Annotated in this window: 11 protein-coding genes; 7 read left to right on the top strand and 4 right to left on the bottom strand. The window is 61.8% G+C overall.

Annotated features, from left to right (window positions below; genetic code table 11):
• Positions 1-63: 63 nt before the first annotated feature.
• The 7 genes from fdnG to glgB all read left to right on the top strand — a co-directional run bounded on the left by fdnG (position 64) and on the right by glgB (position 13,606).
• Entirely contained in the window at positions 64-3,138 is a 3,075-nt protein-coding gene (fdnG, locus tag M1D78_RS11060) for a formate dehydrogenase-N subunit alpha (protein ID WP_437420345.1), read from the top strand.
• Entirely contained in the window at positions 3,138-4,073 is a 936-nt protein-coding gene (gene fdxH, locus M1D78_RS11055) for a formate dehydrogenase subunit beta (RefSeq protein ID WP_437419217.1), read from the top strand. The genes fdnG and fdxH overlap by 1 nt, the downstream gene beginning before the upstream one ends.
• Positions 4,070-4,762 (top strand): formate dehydrogenase subunit gamma, encoded by a 693-nt coding sequence (locus tag M1D78_RS11050; protein WP_437419218.1) that lies wholly within the window; start codon positions 4,070-4,072, stop codon positions 4,760-4,762. Before fdxH ends, M1D78_RS11050 begins: the two co-directional genes overlap by 4 nt.
• A 45-nt stretch (positions 4,763-4,807) precedes the next feature.
• A complete protein-coding gene (gene fdhE, locus M1D78_RS11045; protein ID WP_437420346.1) occupies positions 4,808-5,698 on the top strand; it encodes a formate dehydrogenase accessory protein FdhE in 891 nt (296 codons plus the stop codon).
• A 222-nt stretch (positions 5,699-5,920) separates the two neighbouring features.
• A complete protein-coding gene (locus M1D78_RS11040; RefSeq protein ID WP_437419219.1) occupies positions 5,921-7,933 on the top strand; it encodes an alpha-1,4-glucan--maltose-1-phosphate maltosyltransferase in 2,013 nt (670 codons plus the stop codon).
• Between the two features lie 136 nt (positions 7,934-8,069).
• Positions 8,070-11,393, top strand: a complete 3,324-nt coding sequence (treS, locus tag M1D78_RS11035; RefSeq protein ID WP_437419220.1) for a maltose alpha-D-glucosyltransferase — start codon at positions 8,070-8,072, stop codon at positions 11,391-11,393.
• Positions 11,390-13,606, top strand: coding sequence for a 1,4-alpha-glucan branching protein GlgB (gene glgB, locus M1D78_RS11030; protein WP_437419221.1), 2,217 nt, complete (start codon positions 11,390-11,392; stop codon positions 13,604-13,606). The genes treS and glgB overlap by 4 nt, the downstream gene beginning before the upstream one ends.
• An 84-nt stretch (positions 13,607-13,690) precedes the next feature.
• Here glgB and M1D78_RS11025 read toward each other — a convergent pair whose 3' ends face one another.
• Genes M1D78_RS11025 through M1D78_RS11010 form a run of 4 tightly spaced genes read right to left on the bottom strand, consistent with a single transcriptional unit; the run spans position 13,691 to position 17,644 of the window.
• Positions 13,691-14,698: a lysylphosphatidylglycerol synthase domain-containing protein gene (locus M1D78_RS11025; RefSeq protein ID WP_437419222.1), complete on the bottom strand. Its 1,008-nt coding sequence runs from the start codon at positions 14,696-14,698 to the stop codon at positions 13,691-13,693.
• Entirely contained in the window at positions 14,695-15,930 is a 1,236-nt protein-coding gene (clsB, locus tag M1D78_RS11020; RefSeq protein WP_437419223.1) for a cardiolipin synthase ClsB, read from the bottom strand. Before clsB ends, M1D78_RS11025 begins: the two co-directional genes overlap by 4 nt.
• Complete coding sequence (locus tag M1D78_RS11015) at positions 15,927-16,730, bottom strand: endonuclease/exonuclease/phosphatase family protein (protein ID WP_437419224.1); 804 nt, start codon at positions 16,728-16,730, stop codon at positions 15,927-15,929. Before M1D78_RS11015 ends, clsB begins: the two co-directional genes overlap by 4 nt.
• Positions 16,727-17,644, bottom strand: coding sequence for a DUF72 domain-containing protein (locus tag M1D78_RS11010; RefSeq protein WP_437419225.1), 918 nt, complete (start codon positions 17,642-17,644; stop codon positions 16,727-16,729). The genes M1D78_RS11015 and M1D78_RS11010 overlap by 4 nt, the downstream gene beginning before the upstream one ends.
• Positions 17,645-17,646 lie beyond the last annotated feature (2 nt).

Genomic DNA, 17,646 nt, shown 5'->3' with positions numbered 1-17,646 from the left:
AGAGGCTGGAGTCGATTGATCCGATGAGGCAGACATAACAAGTAGCAGGAGATACCGATGACCGTGCGAGTATCCCGGCGACAGTTCCTGAAGTTCGGTGCGGCCGGTGTGGGCGCCTCGAGCATGGCAATGATGGGATTTGCGCCTGATGAAGCCGTCGCGTCGATACGTCACTTCAAACTGACCGGCGCCAAAATTACCCGCAACATCTGCACCTACTGCTCGGTGGGTTGCGGCATGTTGCTGTACGCACGTGGGGACGGTGCGGCCAATGTGGTCGACGAGATCTACCATGTCGAAGGCGACCCAGACCACCCGGTCAGCCGCGGCTCGCTCTGCCCACGGGGCGCGGGCGTGCTGGATTTCATCAAGAGCGAATCACGGGTGAAATACCCCGAAGTTCGCGAGCCTTACACCAACGAGTGGAAGCGCATCAGTTGGGAAGAGGCTTACAGCCGCATCGCCCGGCACATGAAGGATGACCGCGATCGTAATTTCGAGACGCACGACGAGCAGGGCAGGTTGGTCAACCGTTGGATGACGACCTCGATGGTGGCGGCCTCGGCCTGCACCAACGAAACGGCCTATCTGACGCAGAAGATCACCCGCGCGCTCGGCATCCTCAAACTGGACAACCAGGCGCGCGTCTGACACGGACCAACGGTGGCAGGTCTTGCCCCAACATTTGGTCGCGGTGCCATGACGAACCACTGGACCGACATTGCCAACGCCAATGTCATCCTGTCCATGGGCGGCAACTCCGCTGAAGCGCACCCTGTCGGTTTCCGCTGGGTAATCAAAGCCAAGGAACGCAGCAATGCGATCCTGATCTCCATCGACCCGCGGTTTAACCGCACCACGGCGGTGGCGGACTATCACGCCTGGCTACGGACAGGGACGGATATCGCCTTTCTCGGCGGTTTCATCAACTACCTGATCGAAACCGACCGCTACGCCCACGAGTACGTGCTCGAGTACACCGATGCGAGCCTCATCGTAGCCGAGGGCTTCGGCTTTCATGAAGGCTTGTTCACCGGCTACAACCCGGACAAGCACAACTACGACCGCAAGACATGGAACTTCGAGCTCGACGAAAACGGCTTCGCCCGTCGCGACGTGAGCTTGCAGAACCCACGCTGCGTCTTCCAGCTGCTACGCCAGCACTACAGCCGCTACACGGTCGACCAGGTCGAGAACATCTGTGGGATGCCGAAGGAGACGGTCCTGCAGCTATGGGACCTGATGGCGCAGACCTCGGCCCCCGACAAAACGATGACCATCCTGTACGCGCTTGGCTGGACGCAGCACACCATCGGGTCGCAGATCATCCGCTGCGGCGCCATGGTTCAGCTACTGCTCGGCAACATGGGTATGCCCGGCGGCGGCGTGAACGCGCTGCGTGGGCATTCCAACATCCAGGGCCTGACCGACATCGGTCTACTGTCGAACCTGTTGCCGGGCTACATGAACCTGCCGTCGGTGAATCTGCAGTCGTATCAGGACTACATGAAGACCCGCGTCAAGCTGCCGTTACTCGAAGGCGAGGTGTCGTACTGGAAGTTCTACGAGCGCTTCTTCGTCAGCCTGATGAAGGACTGGTATGGCGACGTCGCGACCCAGGAAAACAACTGGTGCTACGACTGGCTGCCCAAGCTCTCGGAACCGATCTACGACGTGCTGTATGCCGTAAACGACATGACGCTGGGCAAGATGACGGGCGCCTTCTGCCAAGGCTTCAACATCCTTGCGGCGTTCCCGAACAAGGCGAAGGTGTTCGATGGCCTGTCGAAGCTCAAGTACCTGGTGATCATGGATCCGCTGAAGGTCGAGACAGGCGAGTTCTGGAAGAACTTCGGCGAATACCACGATGTCGACCCGTCGCAGATCGCGACTGAAGTGTTCCGGCTGCCAACGACCTGTTTCGCCGAAGACGATGGCTCGATTACCAACAGCTCTCGTTGGCTTCAATGGCATGAGAAGGCAGCACCTGGGCCAGGCGAGGCGATGACCGACACGGAAATTCTCGCTGAGGTCTTCCTGCGCCTGAGGGAGATGTACAAAGAAGAGGGCGGAGCCTTCCCGGATCCGATCCTGAATCTCACCTGGAATTACAAGGATCCGGATTTCCCGAAAGCCCACGAGCTGGCCATGGAGTACAACGGCCGGGCGCTTGCGGACATTACGGACGACGCTGGCAATGTCATCCGGCGCGAGGGCGAGCAGCTGAAGGATTTCAGCGAGCTGCGCGCGGATGGTTCTACCGCCTGCGGCTGCTGGATCTACTCCGGCGCCTGGCCGCAGGAAGGCAACATGATGGCGCGGCGGGACAATGCCGACCCATACAACACCGGCAACACGCTCGGTTGGGCATGGGCCTGGCCGATGAACCGCCGGTTGCTCTACAACCGCGCCTCCGCTCGGCCCGATGGCACGCCTTGGGCGCCGAACAAGGCGTTCGTCTGGTGGAACGGTGAGCGCTGGACCGGTGCCGATGTGCCGGACTTCCCGATCAACTCGCCACCATCACAGGGCGTACGGCCGTTCATCGTGACGCAGACGGGCGGCGGTCATTTTTTCGCCTGTGAGTGGCTCAACGAAGGCCCGTTCCCTGAACACTACGAGCCGATGGAGAGCCCGATCGATCGCAATCCATTGAACCCGGACAACCCGCTGGCACTGCACAATCCGGCGGTGCGGGTGTTCGAGCAGGACCGTGACTCGTTCGGCAGCAACAAGGAGTTCCCGTACGCGGCGACTACCTACCGCCTCACTGAGCATTTCCATTACTGGACGACCCATGTGCGCCTCAACGCCATCGCCCAGCCGGAGAAATTCATTGAGATGAGCGAGGTGCTGGCTAGCGAGCTGGGCATCGTGGCAGGGGAGCGCGTGCGCGTCACATCCAAGCGCGGCTACATCACGGCGGTTGCCGTGGTGACGAAACGCATGGTGCCGTTGCAGATCGATGGTCGCACCGTGCATCAGATCGGCATTCCCATCCACTGGGGGTTCAAGGGCGTCGCGAAGAAGGCGCACTTGACCAACACCCTGACGCCTTTCGTGGGTGACGGGAATACCCAGACACCAGAGTTCAAGTCGTTCCTGGTGAACGTGGAGAAAATCGGAGGTGCCGTCTGATGCGAGGCGACCAGATCAACCTGCAGAACATCATCGCCCGATCGGCCACGACGACCCCCTCGCCGCAGGTGCGGCACGGGGGCGTCGAGAAGGTCACCAAACTAATCGACGTCTCCGTGTGCATCGGCTGCAAGGCCTGCCAGGTGGCATGTTCGGAATGGAATGACCTGCGTGACGACGTCGGTGAATGCGATGGCACCTACAACAACCCTCAGGACTTATCGCCGGAGTCGTTCGAGGTCATGCGCTTTTCCGAATACGAGGACGAGCAGGGCAACCTCGAGTGGCTGATCCGTAAGGACAACTGCATGCATTGCGCCGAGCCGGGTTGCCTCAAGGCCTGCCCTTCGCCTGGCGCCATCGTGCAGTACGCCAACGGCATCGTGGACTTCAACTCCGAGCACTGTATTGGTTGCGGTTACTGTGTGGCCGGCTGCCCGTTCGATATTCCCCGGATATCGAAAAAAGACAACAAGGCCTACAAATGCACGCTGTGCTCCGACCGCGTTTATCACGGGCTGGAGCCCGCATGCGTCAAGAGCTGCCCGACCTCGGCGATCATGTTCGGCACCAAGGAAGACATGCTCGACTACGGCGCGCACCGGGTCGAACACCTCAAGGGCCGGGGATACGAGAACGCCGGGATTTATGACCCAGCGGGCGTAGGCGGCACCCACGTGGTGTACGTGTTGCAGCACGCCGACAAGCCGGAGATCTACAGCGGCCTGCCGAAAGACCCGCACATCAGCCCGACGGTGGAGCTGTGGAAGGGTGTGACCAAGCCGATCATGTCCGTGGCGCTCGGCATGTCGGTGCTGGCCGGCTTCTTCCACTACGTCATGAAGGGGCCGAAGGAGGAGCCGGAGGATGATCCCGATCCCGAGCTCGCTGCGGCCGATCGCGACCTCGACCGGCGCGGGGAGGACAGGTTATGAGCCATTCGAACGTCAAGCACGGCATCCTGCGGTACGGCTGGTGGACGCGCGTCAACCACTGGCTGATCGCGATCAGCTTCGTGCTGCTCGTGCTCAGCGGGCTGGCTTTGTTCTACCCGGCGTTCTTCGGCCTGACAGCGCTGTTCGGCGGGCCGGAACCTACGCGCATCGTGCACCCCTACATCGGAGTGTTCATGTCGCTGTTCTTCGTCATCCAGGCGGTGCGCTTTTTTCGCGACAACCTAATCCGCCGGCATGATGTTCAGTGGGTAAAGCAGATCCGTGACGTGCTGGGCAACCGTGACGAGCGGCTGCCGCCGGTAGGCAAGAACAACGCCGGGCAGAAGCTCGTCTATTGGATCTTCCTCGCCACGGTACCGGTGCTGCTCGTGACCGGTTTCGTGCTGTGGCGGCCCTGGATCGCCGATGACATGCCGGTTTGGGCACTGCGTTGGGCGGTGACTATCCATGCCTACACGGCCTTCATCGCGATCATCACGCTGGTGATCCATATCTACTCGGCAATCTGGGTGAAGGGCTCGATCAGGGCCATGACGCAGGGTCGGGTAAGCCACGCCTGGGCGCGGCATCATCACGGCCTGTGGTATGACGAAGTGCGCCGCAAGGAAGGCTATGACGATCCGGGTGGTCTGTCGCCGAACCGCGACGTGCCGTCCAAACGAACCTGAGGAGCAGTAGTGAACCACACCTATGGAAGTGCGCCGTCCGGGATCATGGAGGCGCCGTATGTGGTACTTCCGGATGCCAAGTTGTTCAGCAAGCGTGCCACTCGCCTGCGCGAGCTGGTCGAACAGGTGCCACCGCTTGATGAGTTTCTGGCCTTCATGGCGCGTGTCGTACAGGCCCAGCACCAGGTGCTGACCGAGCATGAGCCAGCCTGGCGCCCCCAGGCGGATGCGTTCGACAGGGCGCTCGAACACGGCATGCCGCCGCTGGGCTTCACGGCTTTGCGGCGCGACGTTCGCTGGCAGGACGATCTCAATGCCATGCTCGATGCGATGGAGTTACACATTGGCGAACGCCAGCGGCCTTTTATCGACGCCCTGCGCCACAAAGACAGCGCCGCGCTGGATGCCCTGGCTGAAACGGTATTTGAGGCCAACTCTGGAGACGAGACCACGCGGCCCTTGTTGCCGCTGGTGGCCGCGGCTTTGCAGGTGAGCTGGGCTCGGCTGGCGATAAGCCTGCCACGCCCACCCGAGCGGCCGACGGGCGAAGCCCGCGCCTTGTGCCCGACCTGTGGCTCGGCACCGGTAGCCAGCGTGGTGCATAACGAACGGCATCGCAGCGGTGTGCGGTATCTGCACTGCTCCTTGTGCGCGACAGAATGGCATCTGGAACGCGTCAAGTGCAGTGTCTGCGACAGTGGCGGCAAGCTCCTTTATGTCGAACTGAAGGACGAGCACGGTAAGGCCGTGCTGCCAGTGCAGGCCGAGACCTGCGACGGCTGCCACAGCTACTTGAAGCTGATGCAGCGAGAGATTCATGGCCGCGCAGACCCCATCGCCGATGACTTGGCCAGTCTCGCCCTCGACATGCTCCTGGCCGAGCAGGGCACCTATGCCCGCACTGGCTACAACCCGCTGTTGATTCCTGGCGACTGAAGCAGCATCAGCGAGCGCTGCAGCCGCCCGCTCGCTGACAAGCCTGGCAGCGCCCACCTCTCTGACCATGGCTATTAACAGGCGAAACGGCTCTGCGTCAGGCGGTAGCGGTCGCCTGGGCTGAACTTTTGTCGCGTGTATTGGTTCGGAAGAACAGAGCCCGAGAAAGCCCGTCATCGCGGGTTTTCCCTTCGCACCGATCACGCGTCAGGAGCCCGTTCGATGAGCGATGCACAGCCCCAAGCCCCAATTCATCCCCGACTGGAACAAGCACTGCGCACCCCACGTATCGCCATCGAGGCGATCCAGCCAACGCTCGAAGGCGGGCGTTTTGCGGCCAAGGCAATCATTGGCCACCCAGTAACCGTCACCGCCAAGATTTTTGCCGACGGCCACGACCAGCTCGCCGCCAGCATCTGCTGGCGGATGAAGGGCGAGGACGGCTGGCGGCGCGCACGGCTCAAGCTGCTCGGCAACGACAGTTGGGAAGGGCAGTTCACGCCGACCCAGGTCGCCACGCATGAATTCATGATCGAAGCCTGGTGGGATGTCTACGAGACCTACCGTTACGAACTCTCGAAAAAGCACGCCGCCGGTGTACCCGTGCAGCTTGAACTTCAAGAGGGGCGTCTTCTTCTGGAGCAGGCGATATCGCGGGCGCAAGGCGAAACCCGCGCAACGCTAGAGGATTTGCTACACCGGTTGGACTCGGCACACCTCGACGACGAGCGGGTTTCGGTGATGCTCGCGGGCGAAACGGCTGCCGCCATGGTCGATGCCGACTCACGTTCGCACCTCAGCCAGACCCATAACTTCCCGCTGGAAGTGGAGCGGCCGTTGGCACAGTTCGCGAGCTGGTACGAGCTGTTCCCGCGTTCGGAGACCGACGATCCGAACCGCCACGGCACCTTTCGTGACGTCCACAAGCGGCTTCCCTCGATCCGCGACATGGGGTTCGACGTGCTCTACTTCCCGCCGATCCATCCTATCGGCCGCAAGCATCGCAAGGGACGTAACAACAGCCTGGAGGCCGGGCCGAACGATCCTGGCAGCCCTTACGCCATTGGTAGCGAAGCCGGCGGGCACGATGCGATTCATCCCGAGTTGGGCACGTTGGATGATTTCCGCGAACTGGTCCGTGCGTCGCGCGAACACGGGCTCGAAATCGCGCTCGATTTCGCCATCCAATGTTCGCAAGACCACCCCTGGCTGAACGAACACCCGGGCTGGTTCTCCTGGCGGCCGGACGGCACCATCAAGTACGCCGAGAACCCGCCCAAGAAGTACCAGGACATCGTCAACGTCGACTTCTACGCCGAAGACGCCATGCCCGGCCTCTGGATCGCCCTGCGCGACGTCGTCTGGCATTGGGTGGAGCAGGGCGTGAAGATCTTCCGCGTCGACAACCCGCACACCAAGCCGTTGCCGTTCTGGGAATGGCTGATCGCCGATATCCGCGAACGCGACCCGGACGTGATGTTCCTCTCTGAGGCCTTCACCAAGCCGGCGATGATGGCGCGGCTCGGCAAGGTCGGTTTCAACCAGAGCTACACCTACTTCACCTGGCGAAACAACAAGGCCGAGCTGAGCGAGTACTTCACGGAGCTGAACCAGCACCCGCTGCGCGACTGTTATCGGCCAAACTTCTTCGTCAATACCCCGGATATCAATCCCTTCTTCCTGCATGACTCCGGTCGGCCCGGCTTTCTGATCCGTGCGGCGTTGGCGACCATGGGCTCTGGCCTGTGGGGTATGTATTCCGGCTTTGAGCTGTGCGAGTCCGCGCCGATCCCAGGCAAGGAGGAATACCTCAACTCCGAGAAATACGAGATCCGTCCGCGCGATTATCACGCCCCGGGAAATATCGTCGCCGAGATCGCTCAGCTCAACCGCATCCGCCGCCAGAACCCGGCGCTGCAGACTCATCTCGGCTTCCAGGCCTACACGGCCTACAACGACAACATTCTTTACTTCGGCAAGCGCACCCCGGATCGCAAGAACTTCATCCTGGTCGCCATCAGCCTTGACCCGCACAACGCTCAGGAAGCGCATTTCGAACTTCCGCTCTGGGAGCTGGGCCTGCCAGATCATGCCGAAACTCGCGGCGAAGACCTCATGAACGGGCACCGCTGGACCTGGTACGGCAAGACTCAATGGATGCGCATCGAGCCGTGGCACCTGCCTTTCGGCATCTGGCGGATATCGTCAGATGCGATGAATCCCGACTTAAAGTGATTTATTAAGAAGGAAGAAGAACGCTAACAACTTCAGTGGCATGCGTGGCTTTCTTGATAGCGATTAGAGCCTGCCAGTCGCTGACTGCTTTTCGCCCTTGCAGCTGGCGGGGCGAAGCGGAACAGGGGAATGAGACATGGCGAGAGCACGTAAACCGGCGGCCTTCATCAAAGACCCCCTCTGGTACAAAGACGCGGTGGTGTATCAGGTCCACCTCAAGTCTTTCTTCGACTCCAACAACGATGGCGTCGGTGATTTCGAGGGCTTGATCGATAAGCTCGATTACATCGCTGATCTCGGCGTGAACACGATTTGGCTGTTGCCGTTCTACCCCTCGCCGCGCCGTGACGACGGCTACGACATCGCGGAATACCGTGGCGTGCATTCAGACTACGGCACCATGGCCGATGCCAAGCGTTTCATTGCCGAGGCACACAAGCGCGGGCTGCGCGTCATCACCGAACTGGTGATCAACCACACCTCGGACCAGCATCCCTGGTTCCAGCGCGCGCGCAAGGCCAAGAAGGGGTCGGCGGCACGCAACTTCTACGTCTGGTCCGATACGGACGACAAATACCAAGGCACCCGGATCATCTTCCTCGACACCGAGAAGTCCAACTGGACGTGGGATCCAGTCGCCAAGCAGTACTTCTGGCACCGCTTCTACTCGCATCAGCCGGACCTCAACTTCGACAACCCGCAAGTCATGAAGGCTGTGCTCAGCGTCATGCGCTACTGGCTGGATTTGGGGATCGATGGGCTTCGGCTGGACGCGATTCCGTATCTGGTCGAGCGCGACGGCACCAATAACGAGAACCTGCCCGAGACCCATGCGGTGCTCAAGCAGATCCGCGCCGAAATCGACGCCAACTACCCGGATCGGATGTTGCTCGCCGAGGCCAACCAGTGGCCGGAAGACACCCAACTGTACTTCGGCGGGGAAGACGGTGGGCTCGGCGACGAGTGCCACATGGCGTTCCATTTCCCGTTGATGCCGCGCATGTATATGGCGCTGGCCCAGGAGGACCGTTTTCCGATTACGGACATCCTTCGGCAGACGCCCGATATTCCCGAGAACTGTCAGTGGGCGATCTTCCTGCGCAACCACGATGAGCTGACGCTGGAAATGGTCACCGACCGCGAACGCGACTATCTCTGGAACTACTACGCCAGTGACAAGCGCGCACGCATTAACCTCGGTATCCGCAGGCGCCTGGCGCCGCTGCTCGAACGCGACCGCAGACGCATCGAACTGCTGAACAGCTTGCTGCTTTCGATGCCCGGTACGCCGGTGATCTATTACGGCGACGAGATCGGTATGGGGGACAACATCTTCCTCGGCGACCGCGACGGGGTGCGCACGCCCATGCAATGGTCGCTGGACCGAAACGGAGGCTTCTCCCGCGCGGACCCGCCGAGCCTCGTACTGCCACCGATCATGGACCCGCTGTACGGCTACCAGGCGATCAACGTCGAGGCGCAGCAGCGCGACCCGCATTCGCTGCTTAACTGGACGCGGCGCCTGCTCTCGATCCGCAAGCAGTTCAAGGCCTTCGGGCGCGGCACGCTGAAGATGCTGGCACCCAGCAACCGCAGAATTCTTGCTTACCTGCGCGAATTCACGGGGCCGACCGGCGAAACGGAAGTGATCTTCTGCGTCGCCAACGTTTCGCGTTCGGCCCAGGCGGCAGAACTCGAACTGTCGCATTACGCCGGAATGGTGCCTGTCGAGATGGTTGGGGGCAGCGCATTTCCGCCCATCGGCCAACTGCCGTACCTGCTCACGCTGCCTCCCTATGGCTTTTATTGGTTCCAGCTGGCGACCAGTCACCAAATGCCCAGCTGGCACCAGGAACCGGTGGAAACCATGCCCGACTTCCAGACGTTGGTACTCAAGCGCCTGGATGCGCTCAATACATCGAACAAGCGCATCCTGGAGACCGAGTCACTGCCGGCCTACCTGCCCAAGCGTCGCTGGTTCGCCAGCAAGGACGCGCCGATCGATTCGATCAAGATCTGCTACAGCGTGCCTTTTGGTGATCCGCAACGCCCGGTGCTGCTCAGCGAGATTTCTGTAGAGTCCGGCGGGCGCACCGATCTGTACCAGCTGCCGCTGGGTTTCCTCGACGAAGACGACTTCGACATCGCGCTGCCTCAACAACTGGCGATGGCGCGGGTGCGCCGTGGCCCCCAGGTCGGGTTGCTGACCGACGCCTTTGCGCTCAAACAGTTCGTGCTGGGCGTAATTCAGGCGCTGCGAGAGGAGCGGGTGCTCCCGTGCGGCGACGGCGAGATTCGCTTTCAGCCGATGCCGCAGCTGGCGGACATCGAACTGCCGGAGGACGCCGAAGTGCGCTACCTCACGGCCGAGCAGTCGAACAGTTCGGCCATCATCGACAGCAGCATGATGATCAAGGTGTTGCGCCGGGTTTCGGCGGGCATGCACCCTGAGTTGGAGATGGGCAGTTTCCTTACCGAGCAAGGCTTTACGCACATCTCGGCGATGCTCGGGCAGGTCAGCCGGTTCGACAAGAACGGCGAGCCGCACGCGCTGATGGTCGTGCAGCGTTTTCTCGATAACCAAGGCGACGCATGGGAGTGGACGCTCAATACGCTGGACCGGGCGGTACGTGACCAGATTGCTGGCGGCGTGTCCCTGCACGAAAACCAGTACAGCGCGCTGGAAGAACTGGAGGCCTTCAATCGCCTGCTTGGCCAGCGCCTCGGCGAGATGCACATGGCGCTCGCGGTCAAGACTGACAACCCGGCCTTCGCCGGTGAGCAAACCAAGGCCGCCGATGCGAAGGAATGGACGCAATCCATCTCGGCGCAAGTCGAGCGTGCACTGGACCTGTTGCAGGATCGGCGCGGCGATCTTGACCGCAAGGCCGCCGCTCAGGTTGACCAGCTGCTCGGCCAACGCAAAGCCTTGCTCGGCGAAGTAAAGCGCCTGGCCGACCGAACCCTGGGCGGGTTGCGCACGCGGGTGCACGGCGACCTGCACCTCGGGCAAATCCTTGTCGCGCAGGGCGATGCCTATTTCATCGACTTCGAAGGCGAGCCCGCCCGTTCGCTGGAAGAGCGGCGCGCCAAGCTGAGCCCCTTCAAGGATGTTTCTGGCGTGCTTCGGTCCTTCGAATATGCCACCGCCATGGCACTGCGAAACGCGCAGATAAGCGATAGCTCCGAAGAAGCCAACCAGGCGCGGCGCAACATATCCGACACCTACCGGCAGAGCGCGCGGCGGGTGTTCCTCGAGGCTTACCGCGAAGCGACGGCAAAAATGCCGCATGCCTGGAAGGACGCTGCCGGTGCCGATGCGGCCCTTGCCCTGTTCAGCATCGAAAAGACTGCATATGAAGTGGCGTACGAGGCAGAGAACCGTCCGGCCTGGCTGTCGGTTCCATTGCAGGGATTGGCCGAGCTGGCACAACAGATTTCCGATGGAGGTTCCCAATGAGTGATCGACCGGTCGTGACCATGCCCGGAGAAAACCTGCTGCCAACTGACGCTGACGTTGACGCGCTGGTGCGCGCGGAACATGGCGATCCGTTTTCCATTCTCGGGCCACACCCGGACGGAGACGGCATGATGGTACGGGCTTACTTGCCCAACGCGCTCGGCGCCGAAGTCCTGGACCGCAGCGGAACCCGTGTGCTCGCCGCCATGGAGCAAGGCCAGGCGCCGGGCTTCTTATTCACCCGGCTGGCCAACCAGCAGCCTTATCTGTTGCGGATTCGTTGGGCCGGGGGTGAGCAAGTCACCGAAGACCCGTTCAGCTTCGGCCCGCAGCTGGGCGAGATGGACATGTATCTGTTTTCCGAGGGCAACCACCGGGAGATCGGGCGTGTCTTCGGCGCTCAGCCGATGGAAGTCGACGGGGTGCAAGGCGTGCGGTTTGCCGTCTGGGCGCCAAATGCGCGGCGCGTCTCGGTAGTAGGCGATTTCAACGCCTGGGATGGTCGTCGCCACCCGATGCGCTTGCGCTTCCCGTCTGGCGTCTGGGAAATTTTCATACCTCGCCTACAGCCTGGCGATCGCTATAAGTACGAGATCCTGGGCCAGCACGGCATCCTGCCCTTGAAGGCGGACCCCATCGCGCTTGCGACCGAGATGCCACCGGGCACCGCCTCGGTGATCGCCAGCCCGCTGGATTACGTATGGAAGGACCAGGCCTGGCTGGAGCAACGCCAGGCGCGTCACGCTTACCAGGCGCCCATGAGCATCTACGAGCTGCACGCAGGGTCATGGCGCCGCGAGGGGGGCGACGATGGGCGCCTTTACGACTGGCACGAGCTCGCCGAACGGTTGATTCCCTATGTGGTGGACATGGGTTTCACTCATATCGAACTCATGCCGATCATGGAGCATCCCTTTGGGGGCTCGTGGGGCTACCAGCTGCTCTCGCAGTTTGCGCCGAGCGCGCGCTACGGCACCGCGCATGACTTCGCCGCGTTCGTCGATGCCTGCCACAACGCCGGTATCGGCGTGATCCTGGATTGGGTACCGGCGCATTTTCCAACCGACGCCCATGGCCTCGGCGAATTCGACGGCACCGCGCTGTACGAATACGCGCACCCCTTCGAAGGGTTCCACCAGGATTGGGATACCTACATCTACAACCTGGGACGCACCGAGGTGCACGGCTTCATGCTGGCCTCCGCGCTGCACTGGCTGCGTGAATTTCACGTCGATGCGCTGCGTGTCGATGCGGTTGCGTCGATGCTTTACCGCGACTATTCGCGCAAAGAAGGCGAGTGGATTCCCAACCGTCACGGTGGGCGCGAGAACCTGGAAGCGATCGACTTCCTGCGCCACCTGAACGACGTGGTTGCGACCGAGACGCCCGGCGCTCTGGTGATTGCCGAGGAATCGACGGCCTTTCCCGGCGTGAGCAAGCCTACATCCGAGGGCGGGCTTGGCTTTGCCTACAAGTGGAACATGGGCTGGATGCACGACACCTTGAAGTACATCGAGGAGGACCCGATCCACCGGCAGTACCACCACGACAAGCTGACGTTCGGCATGGTCTACGCCTACTCGGAGCACTTCGTGCTGCCGATTTCCCACGATGAAGTCGTGCACGGCAAGGGTTCGCTGATCGACAAGATGCCGGGTGACCGCTGGCAGAAGTTTGCCAATCTTCGCTCGTACCTGACCTTCATGTGGACTCACCCCGGTAAGAAACTGCTGTTCATGGGCGCGGAGTTCGGTCAGTGGCGCGAATGGAGCCATGATCGCGAGCTGGACTGGCATCTGCTCGACGAGGCCGATCACCGCGGCGCTCAGAACCTGGTGCGCGACCTCAACCGCTTGTACGTGGAAGAGCAGGCGCTCCATGAGCTCGATACCGACCCAGCGGGCTTTCAATGGCTGATCGGCGACGACCGCACCAATAGTGTGTTCGCCTGGTTGCGCAGAAACTCGGCAGGTGAACCGTTGCTGGTGGTCGGTAACTTCACGCCGGTGGTACGCGAGGGGTACCGTGTTGGCGTACCGGTCGACTGCCGTTGGCAGGAGATCTTCAACAGCGACGCCGAATGCTACGGTGGTTCCAATGTGGGTAACGGCGGCAGCATGGCCGCCGAGCCTGTGGAGGCGCACGGCGAGCAAGTCTCGCTGTCACTCACGTTGCCGCCGCTGGGCGTGATCATCCTTCGACCGCAGGGCTGATCCAAGCGGGGTAAAAAAGCCGGGCCATCTTTCGATGGTCCGGCTTTTTCATGCCTCGACCGTATGAATCGGTGAAGTCTGGCCTCAGGTGCGGCGCGGCTGAGGTTCTTCGCTGGGGCGGGATTGGTTCCCGGTGCGCAGCTTTTTAGCACGCGCTTCGAGGACGACGTACACCAGTGTCGCGAACACCAGCGGCACCAGGAAGTAGACGACGCGATAGCCGATCAGCCCGCCGACGATCGCACCCTGGCTCAGCTCGTCCGCCAGCATCGCGACGAACACCGCCTCGATTACGCCGAGGCCCGCTGGAATATGTGCCAGCACACCCGCCATGCTGCTGATCATCAGGATGCCCAGCACCTCGGGGTAGGGTGCTTGCTGCGACAGCATGAAATAGACCACCAGCGCCATTAGCGACCAGTTCGACGCGCCGAGCAGCATCTGGAAGGCGGCCAGCCGGAACGACGGTAGGTGGATCTCATGGTTACGGATCGTCCAGTGGCGACGCTTGGACAGCCCACACGCGAGTAGATACGCCAACGCCGCTAGCAGCAGGACGAAGCCCAGCACACGCAGCGCGGTCTGGCCGATTTCCCAGTCTGCCGGCGGGCTGATCCAGCCCATCGCGAAAATCAGCCCGGCCAGCCAGAGATAGCCCAGCCAGTTGGTCAGGATGCTCAGCGTGAACACGCTGGTGATTTGTGACGCGCGCAGGCCGAGCCGCGAGTACAACCTGTAGCGCAAGGCGATACCGCCGACCCAGGCGCTCAGGTTGAGATTGAAGGCATAGCAGACAAAGGTCACCGGGATAATCTGCCGTACCGGCAGGTCATGCCGGGCGTACCGCTTGCCGAGCACGTCATAGCAGCAATACACCGCATAGCTCGTCAGCGTAGCGGCGCCAGCCAGTAGCAGGGTGGTGCCACTGTAGTTGCGCAGCGTCGCCGCCACTTCGCTCCAGTCCAGGTTGCGCGCGAGGCTCACCAGCAGCCCCACAACGAGGATGAAGAAGGCGTAAGTCAGCAACTTCTTGATGACGGGCCAGGCTCGTTTCCAGCGACTGCGTGGCGGGTCGTGGCGGGCTTCGGTCATTGATGGTCTCGCTGCAGCGGCGCGGGGGCGGGCTCGACCGGTTCCGGGTCCAGCAGCTCGAGCTTCGGCCGGTGAGCCGGAAACAGCCCGACCAACTGCGGAAAGTGCCGCAGGAAGTGGAAAATGATGAAGATCAACGGCGCCCGCCACCAGTAACCCCGCACGATGCGCTCCAGCGGAATGCGCCGGCAATCTTCCTGCAGCAGGCGGTCGAGCTTCTCGTGCAACAGCCGGTTGAAGCTGTGGTCGCGGATAATCAGGTTGGCTTCCAGATTGAGCGATAGGCTCAGCGGGTCGAGGTTGCTCGAGCCGACCGTCGACCATTCGTAGTCAGCCAGCGCGACTTTGCCGTGCAGCGGACGGCGGCAGTATTCGTGGATCTCGACCCCGTCGCTCATCAGGTAGTTGTAGAGCATGCGCGCGCCGAACTTGGCGATCGGCATGTCCGGTTGCCCCTGTAAAATCAGCCGGACCCGCACGCCACGCCGCGCCGCGTTGCGAATTTCGCGGAGCACACGGTAGCCCGGGAAGAAATACGCGTTGGCGATCAGCAGCCGCGAGCGGGCGTCGCGGATGGCCTGTAGGTAGTGCTCTTCGATGTCGTTGCGGTGGCTGGCGTTGTCGCGCGTGACGAACAACGCGCGGGCTTCGCCGCGGCTGGCGCCGGCATAGCCGTTGCTATGGCTGCGATCGCGGCGGTGCCACCAGCGGCGTGGCGTCTGGCCGTGGGCGAGGGCGGCAAGAGAGAAGCGATGGATGTCGTGCACCACCGGTCCCTCGATATGCATGGCGTAGTCCTGCTTGGCAGCAGGGCCAAAATCACCGAGGTGATCGGCCGAGAAATTGATACCCCCAATAAAAGCGAGTTCGCCATCGATCACCACGATCTTGCGGTGCATGCGTCGGAACACGTTGATGCGCTTGCCGAGCAACCGCTTGCCGGGGTCGAACATGTGGATGCGCACGCCGGCACGGGTCATGGCTGCGGCGAACTCGCCATCCAGGTCTGCCGAGCCGTAGCCGTCAACGGTGACGTCGACGCTGACCCCACGCTGCGCCGCGTCGATCAGGACTTTTTGCAGCTCCGAGCCGACCTTGTCTTTAAAGAAAATGAAGGTTTCCAGCAGCACTTCGCTTTTCGCGGCCGCGATGGCCTCGAATACGGCGGGGAAAAATTCCTCTCCGTTTTCCAGCAACTGAAGACGATTCCCGTCTCTCCAGTGAAAATTCATAGGTGTATCTCCACCGCCAAGGGCAGATGATCGGACAAGTGCGTCCAGGGTTTGTTACCGAGAATCCTGGCCTGATGGCTGGTCGCGTTACGCACGTAGATGCGATCGAGCCTGAGCATTGGCCAGCGCGCCGGAAAGGTCTTGGCAACCTTGCCATGAGACACCGCGAACACCTCGTGCATGCCAGCGCAGCGGTCGAGCACCTGTGCACCCTTGAGGCGCCAGTCGTTGAAGTCGCCAGCCACCACGACGGGCGCATCCTTCGGCAGCGAGTCGAGTAGCTCGCACAACAGGCGCAACTGCTGCTGGCGGTGCGATTCGCGTAACCCCAGGTGCACGCAGATCGCATGGAACTCATCGTGCCCGGGCACTTGCAGCACGCTGTGCAACAGGCCGCGGCGCTCGGGGCCGGCAATTGAGATATCGAGATTTTCGTAGCGGGTGATGGGGAATTTCGACAGCAGCGCATTGCCATGGTCGCCGTCGGGGTAGACGGCGTTGCGTCCGTAGGCAAAGTCGGTCCAGATGCTGTCGGCAAGAAACTCGTACTGCGACATTTTCGGCCAATCATGGAAGCGCAAGGCGTGCTTCTCGTGCGTGCCGAGGACCTCCTGCAGAAACACCACGTCAGCCGAGACCGACCGGACGGCTTCGCGCAGCTCTGGCAGGATGAAACGTCTGTTCAGGGCAGTGAAGCCTTTATGCGTGTTGACGGTCAGCACGCGTACCGCGTTAACCGCCGTCGACATATGGGCGTCGAGGTCGCTGCTGTCCAGCGGATGGTTCTTGTCCAGATTCAAGCCGGTACTCCTTCCAATATCCCCGGGGTGGTCTGCAGGCCGTCTTCCAGCCCAAGCCGACGCAGCAGTTGGCGAGCGTCATAGGGCGCTCGGACTTTCACGTCGTTGTCGAAATAGCAGTACACCTCGCGCCGCTTGCGTGCGGGCGGCGGGCGGTCGCTGATCAGGTGTGCGTCGTCGGGCTGCTTGCCCTCGCTCCAGCGCTGGATACGCCGGCACCATGCGTCCAGCGCGTCGTCGGTGTAGCCGCTGGTGTAAAGCTCCTCGGCGCCATGTAGACGGATGTAGACGAAGTCGCTGCACAGGTCTTCGCGGTAGGGCCACTTACCGGCGGTATCGGCGATGACCAGCGCCACGTCATAGCGGCGCAGCAGTTCGATGAAGTGAGGGTCGACAAAGCTTTCGTTGCGTATCTCCACGGCATGGCGCAGCTTGCGCTTGCGGTCGATCTGCAAGTAGCTGCGGCCCTCCATGCGCGGCTCGCAGCCCTTGGCCATCTCCAGCGCCGCCTCGGTGTCATGCGGGAGCAAGGCGAGGAAGGCCTCGAAGCGTTCGGCGTCGAATTTGAATGAAGGCGGGAATTGCCAGAGCATCGGGCCGAGCTTGTCCTTTAGCGCAAGCACCCCCGACGCAAGAAAGTTGGCAATGGGTTTCTCGACCTCGCGCAGCCGCAGGATGTGGGTAATGTAGCGCGGCGCCTTGACGCTGAAGACGAAGCCGTCCGGCGTTTCGTCATACCAGGCGGCGTAGAGCTCCGGTCGCTGCAGCGAGTAGAACGAGCCGTTGATCTCGATGCTGCTGACCGCACGCGAGGCGAACTTCAACTCTTTTTTCTGGACCAGTCCCTTGGGGTAGAAGTCGCCTCGCCAGGGTGCGTAACGCCAGCCTGAAATGCCGATATGGATGGCTGCCATCG

It is taken from the genome of Pseudomonas sp. SA195, assembly GCF_054131565.1.
The sequence above is the reverse complement of the archived record's forward strand: the minus strand, read 5'-3'. Positions and strand labels throughout refer to the sequence as shown.

Excerpts from the sequence above, each read along its gene's own strand:
- fdxH (WP_437419217.1), top strand. The coding sequence starts at position 3,138 with ATGCGAGGCGACCAGATCAACCTGCAGAACATCATCGCCCGATCGGCC.
- M1D78_RS11050 (WP_437419218.1), top strand. The coding sequence starts at position 4,070 with ATGAGCCATTCGAACGTCAAGCACGGCATCCTGCGGTACGGCTGGTGG.
- fdhE (WP_437420346.1), top strand. The coding sequence starts at position 4,808 with ATGGAGGCGCCGTATGTGGTACTTCCGGATGCCAAGTTGTTCAGCAAG.
- M1D78_RS11040 (WP_437419219.1), top strand. The coding sequence starts at position 5,921 with ATGAGCGATGCACAGCCCCAAGCCCCAATTCATCCCCGACTGGAACAA.
- treS (WP_437419220.1), top strand. The coding sequence starts at position 8,070 with ATGGCGAGAGCACGTAAACCGGCGGCCTTCATCAAAGACCCCCTCTGG.
- glgB (WP_437419221.1), top strand. The coding sequence starts at position 11,390 with ATGAGTGATCGACCGGTCGTGACCATGCCCGGAGAAAACCTGCTGCCA.
- M1D78_RS11025 (WP_437419222.1), bottom strand. The coding sequence starts at position 14,698 with ATGACCGAAGCCCGCCACGACCCGCCACGCAGTCGCTGGAAACGAGCC.
- clsB (WP_437419223.1), bottom strand. The coding sequence starts at position 15,930 with ATGAATTTTCACTGGAGAGACGGGAATCGTCTTCAGTTGCTGGAAAAC.
- M1D78_RS11010 (WP_437419225.1), bottom strand. The coding sequence starts at position 17,644 with ATGGCAGCCATCCATATCGGCATTTCAGGCTGGCGTTACGCACCCTGG.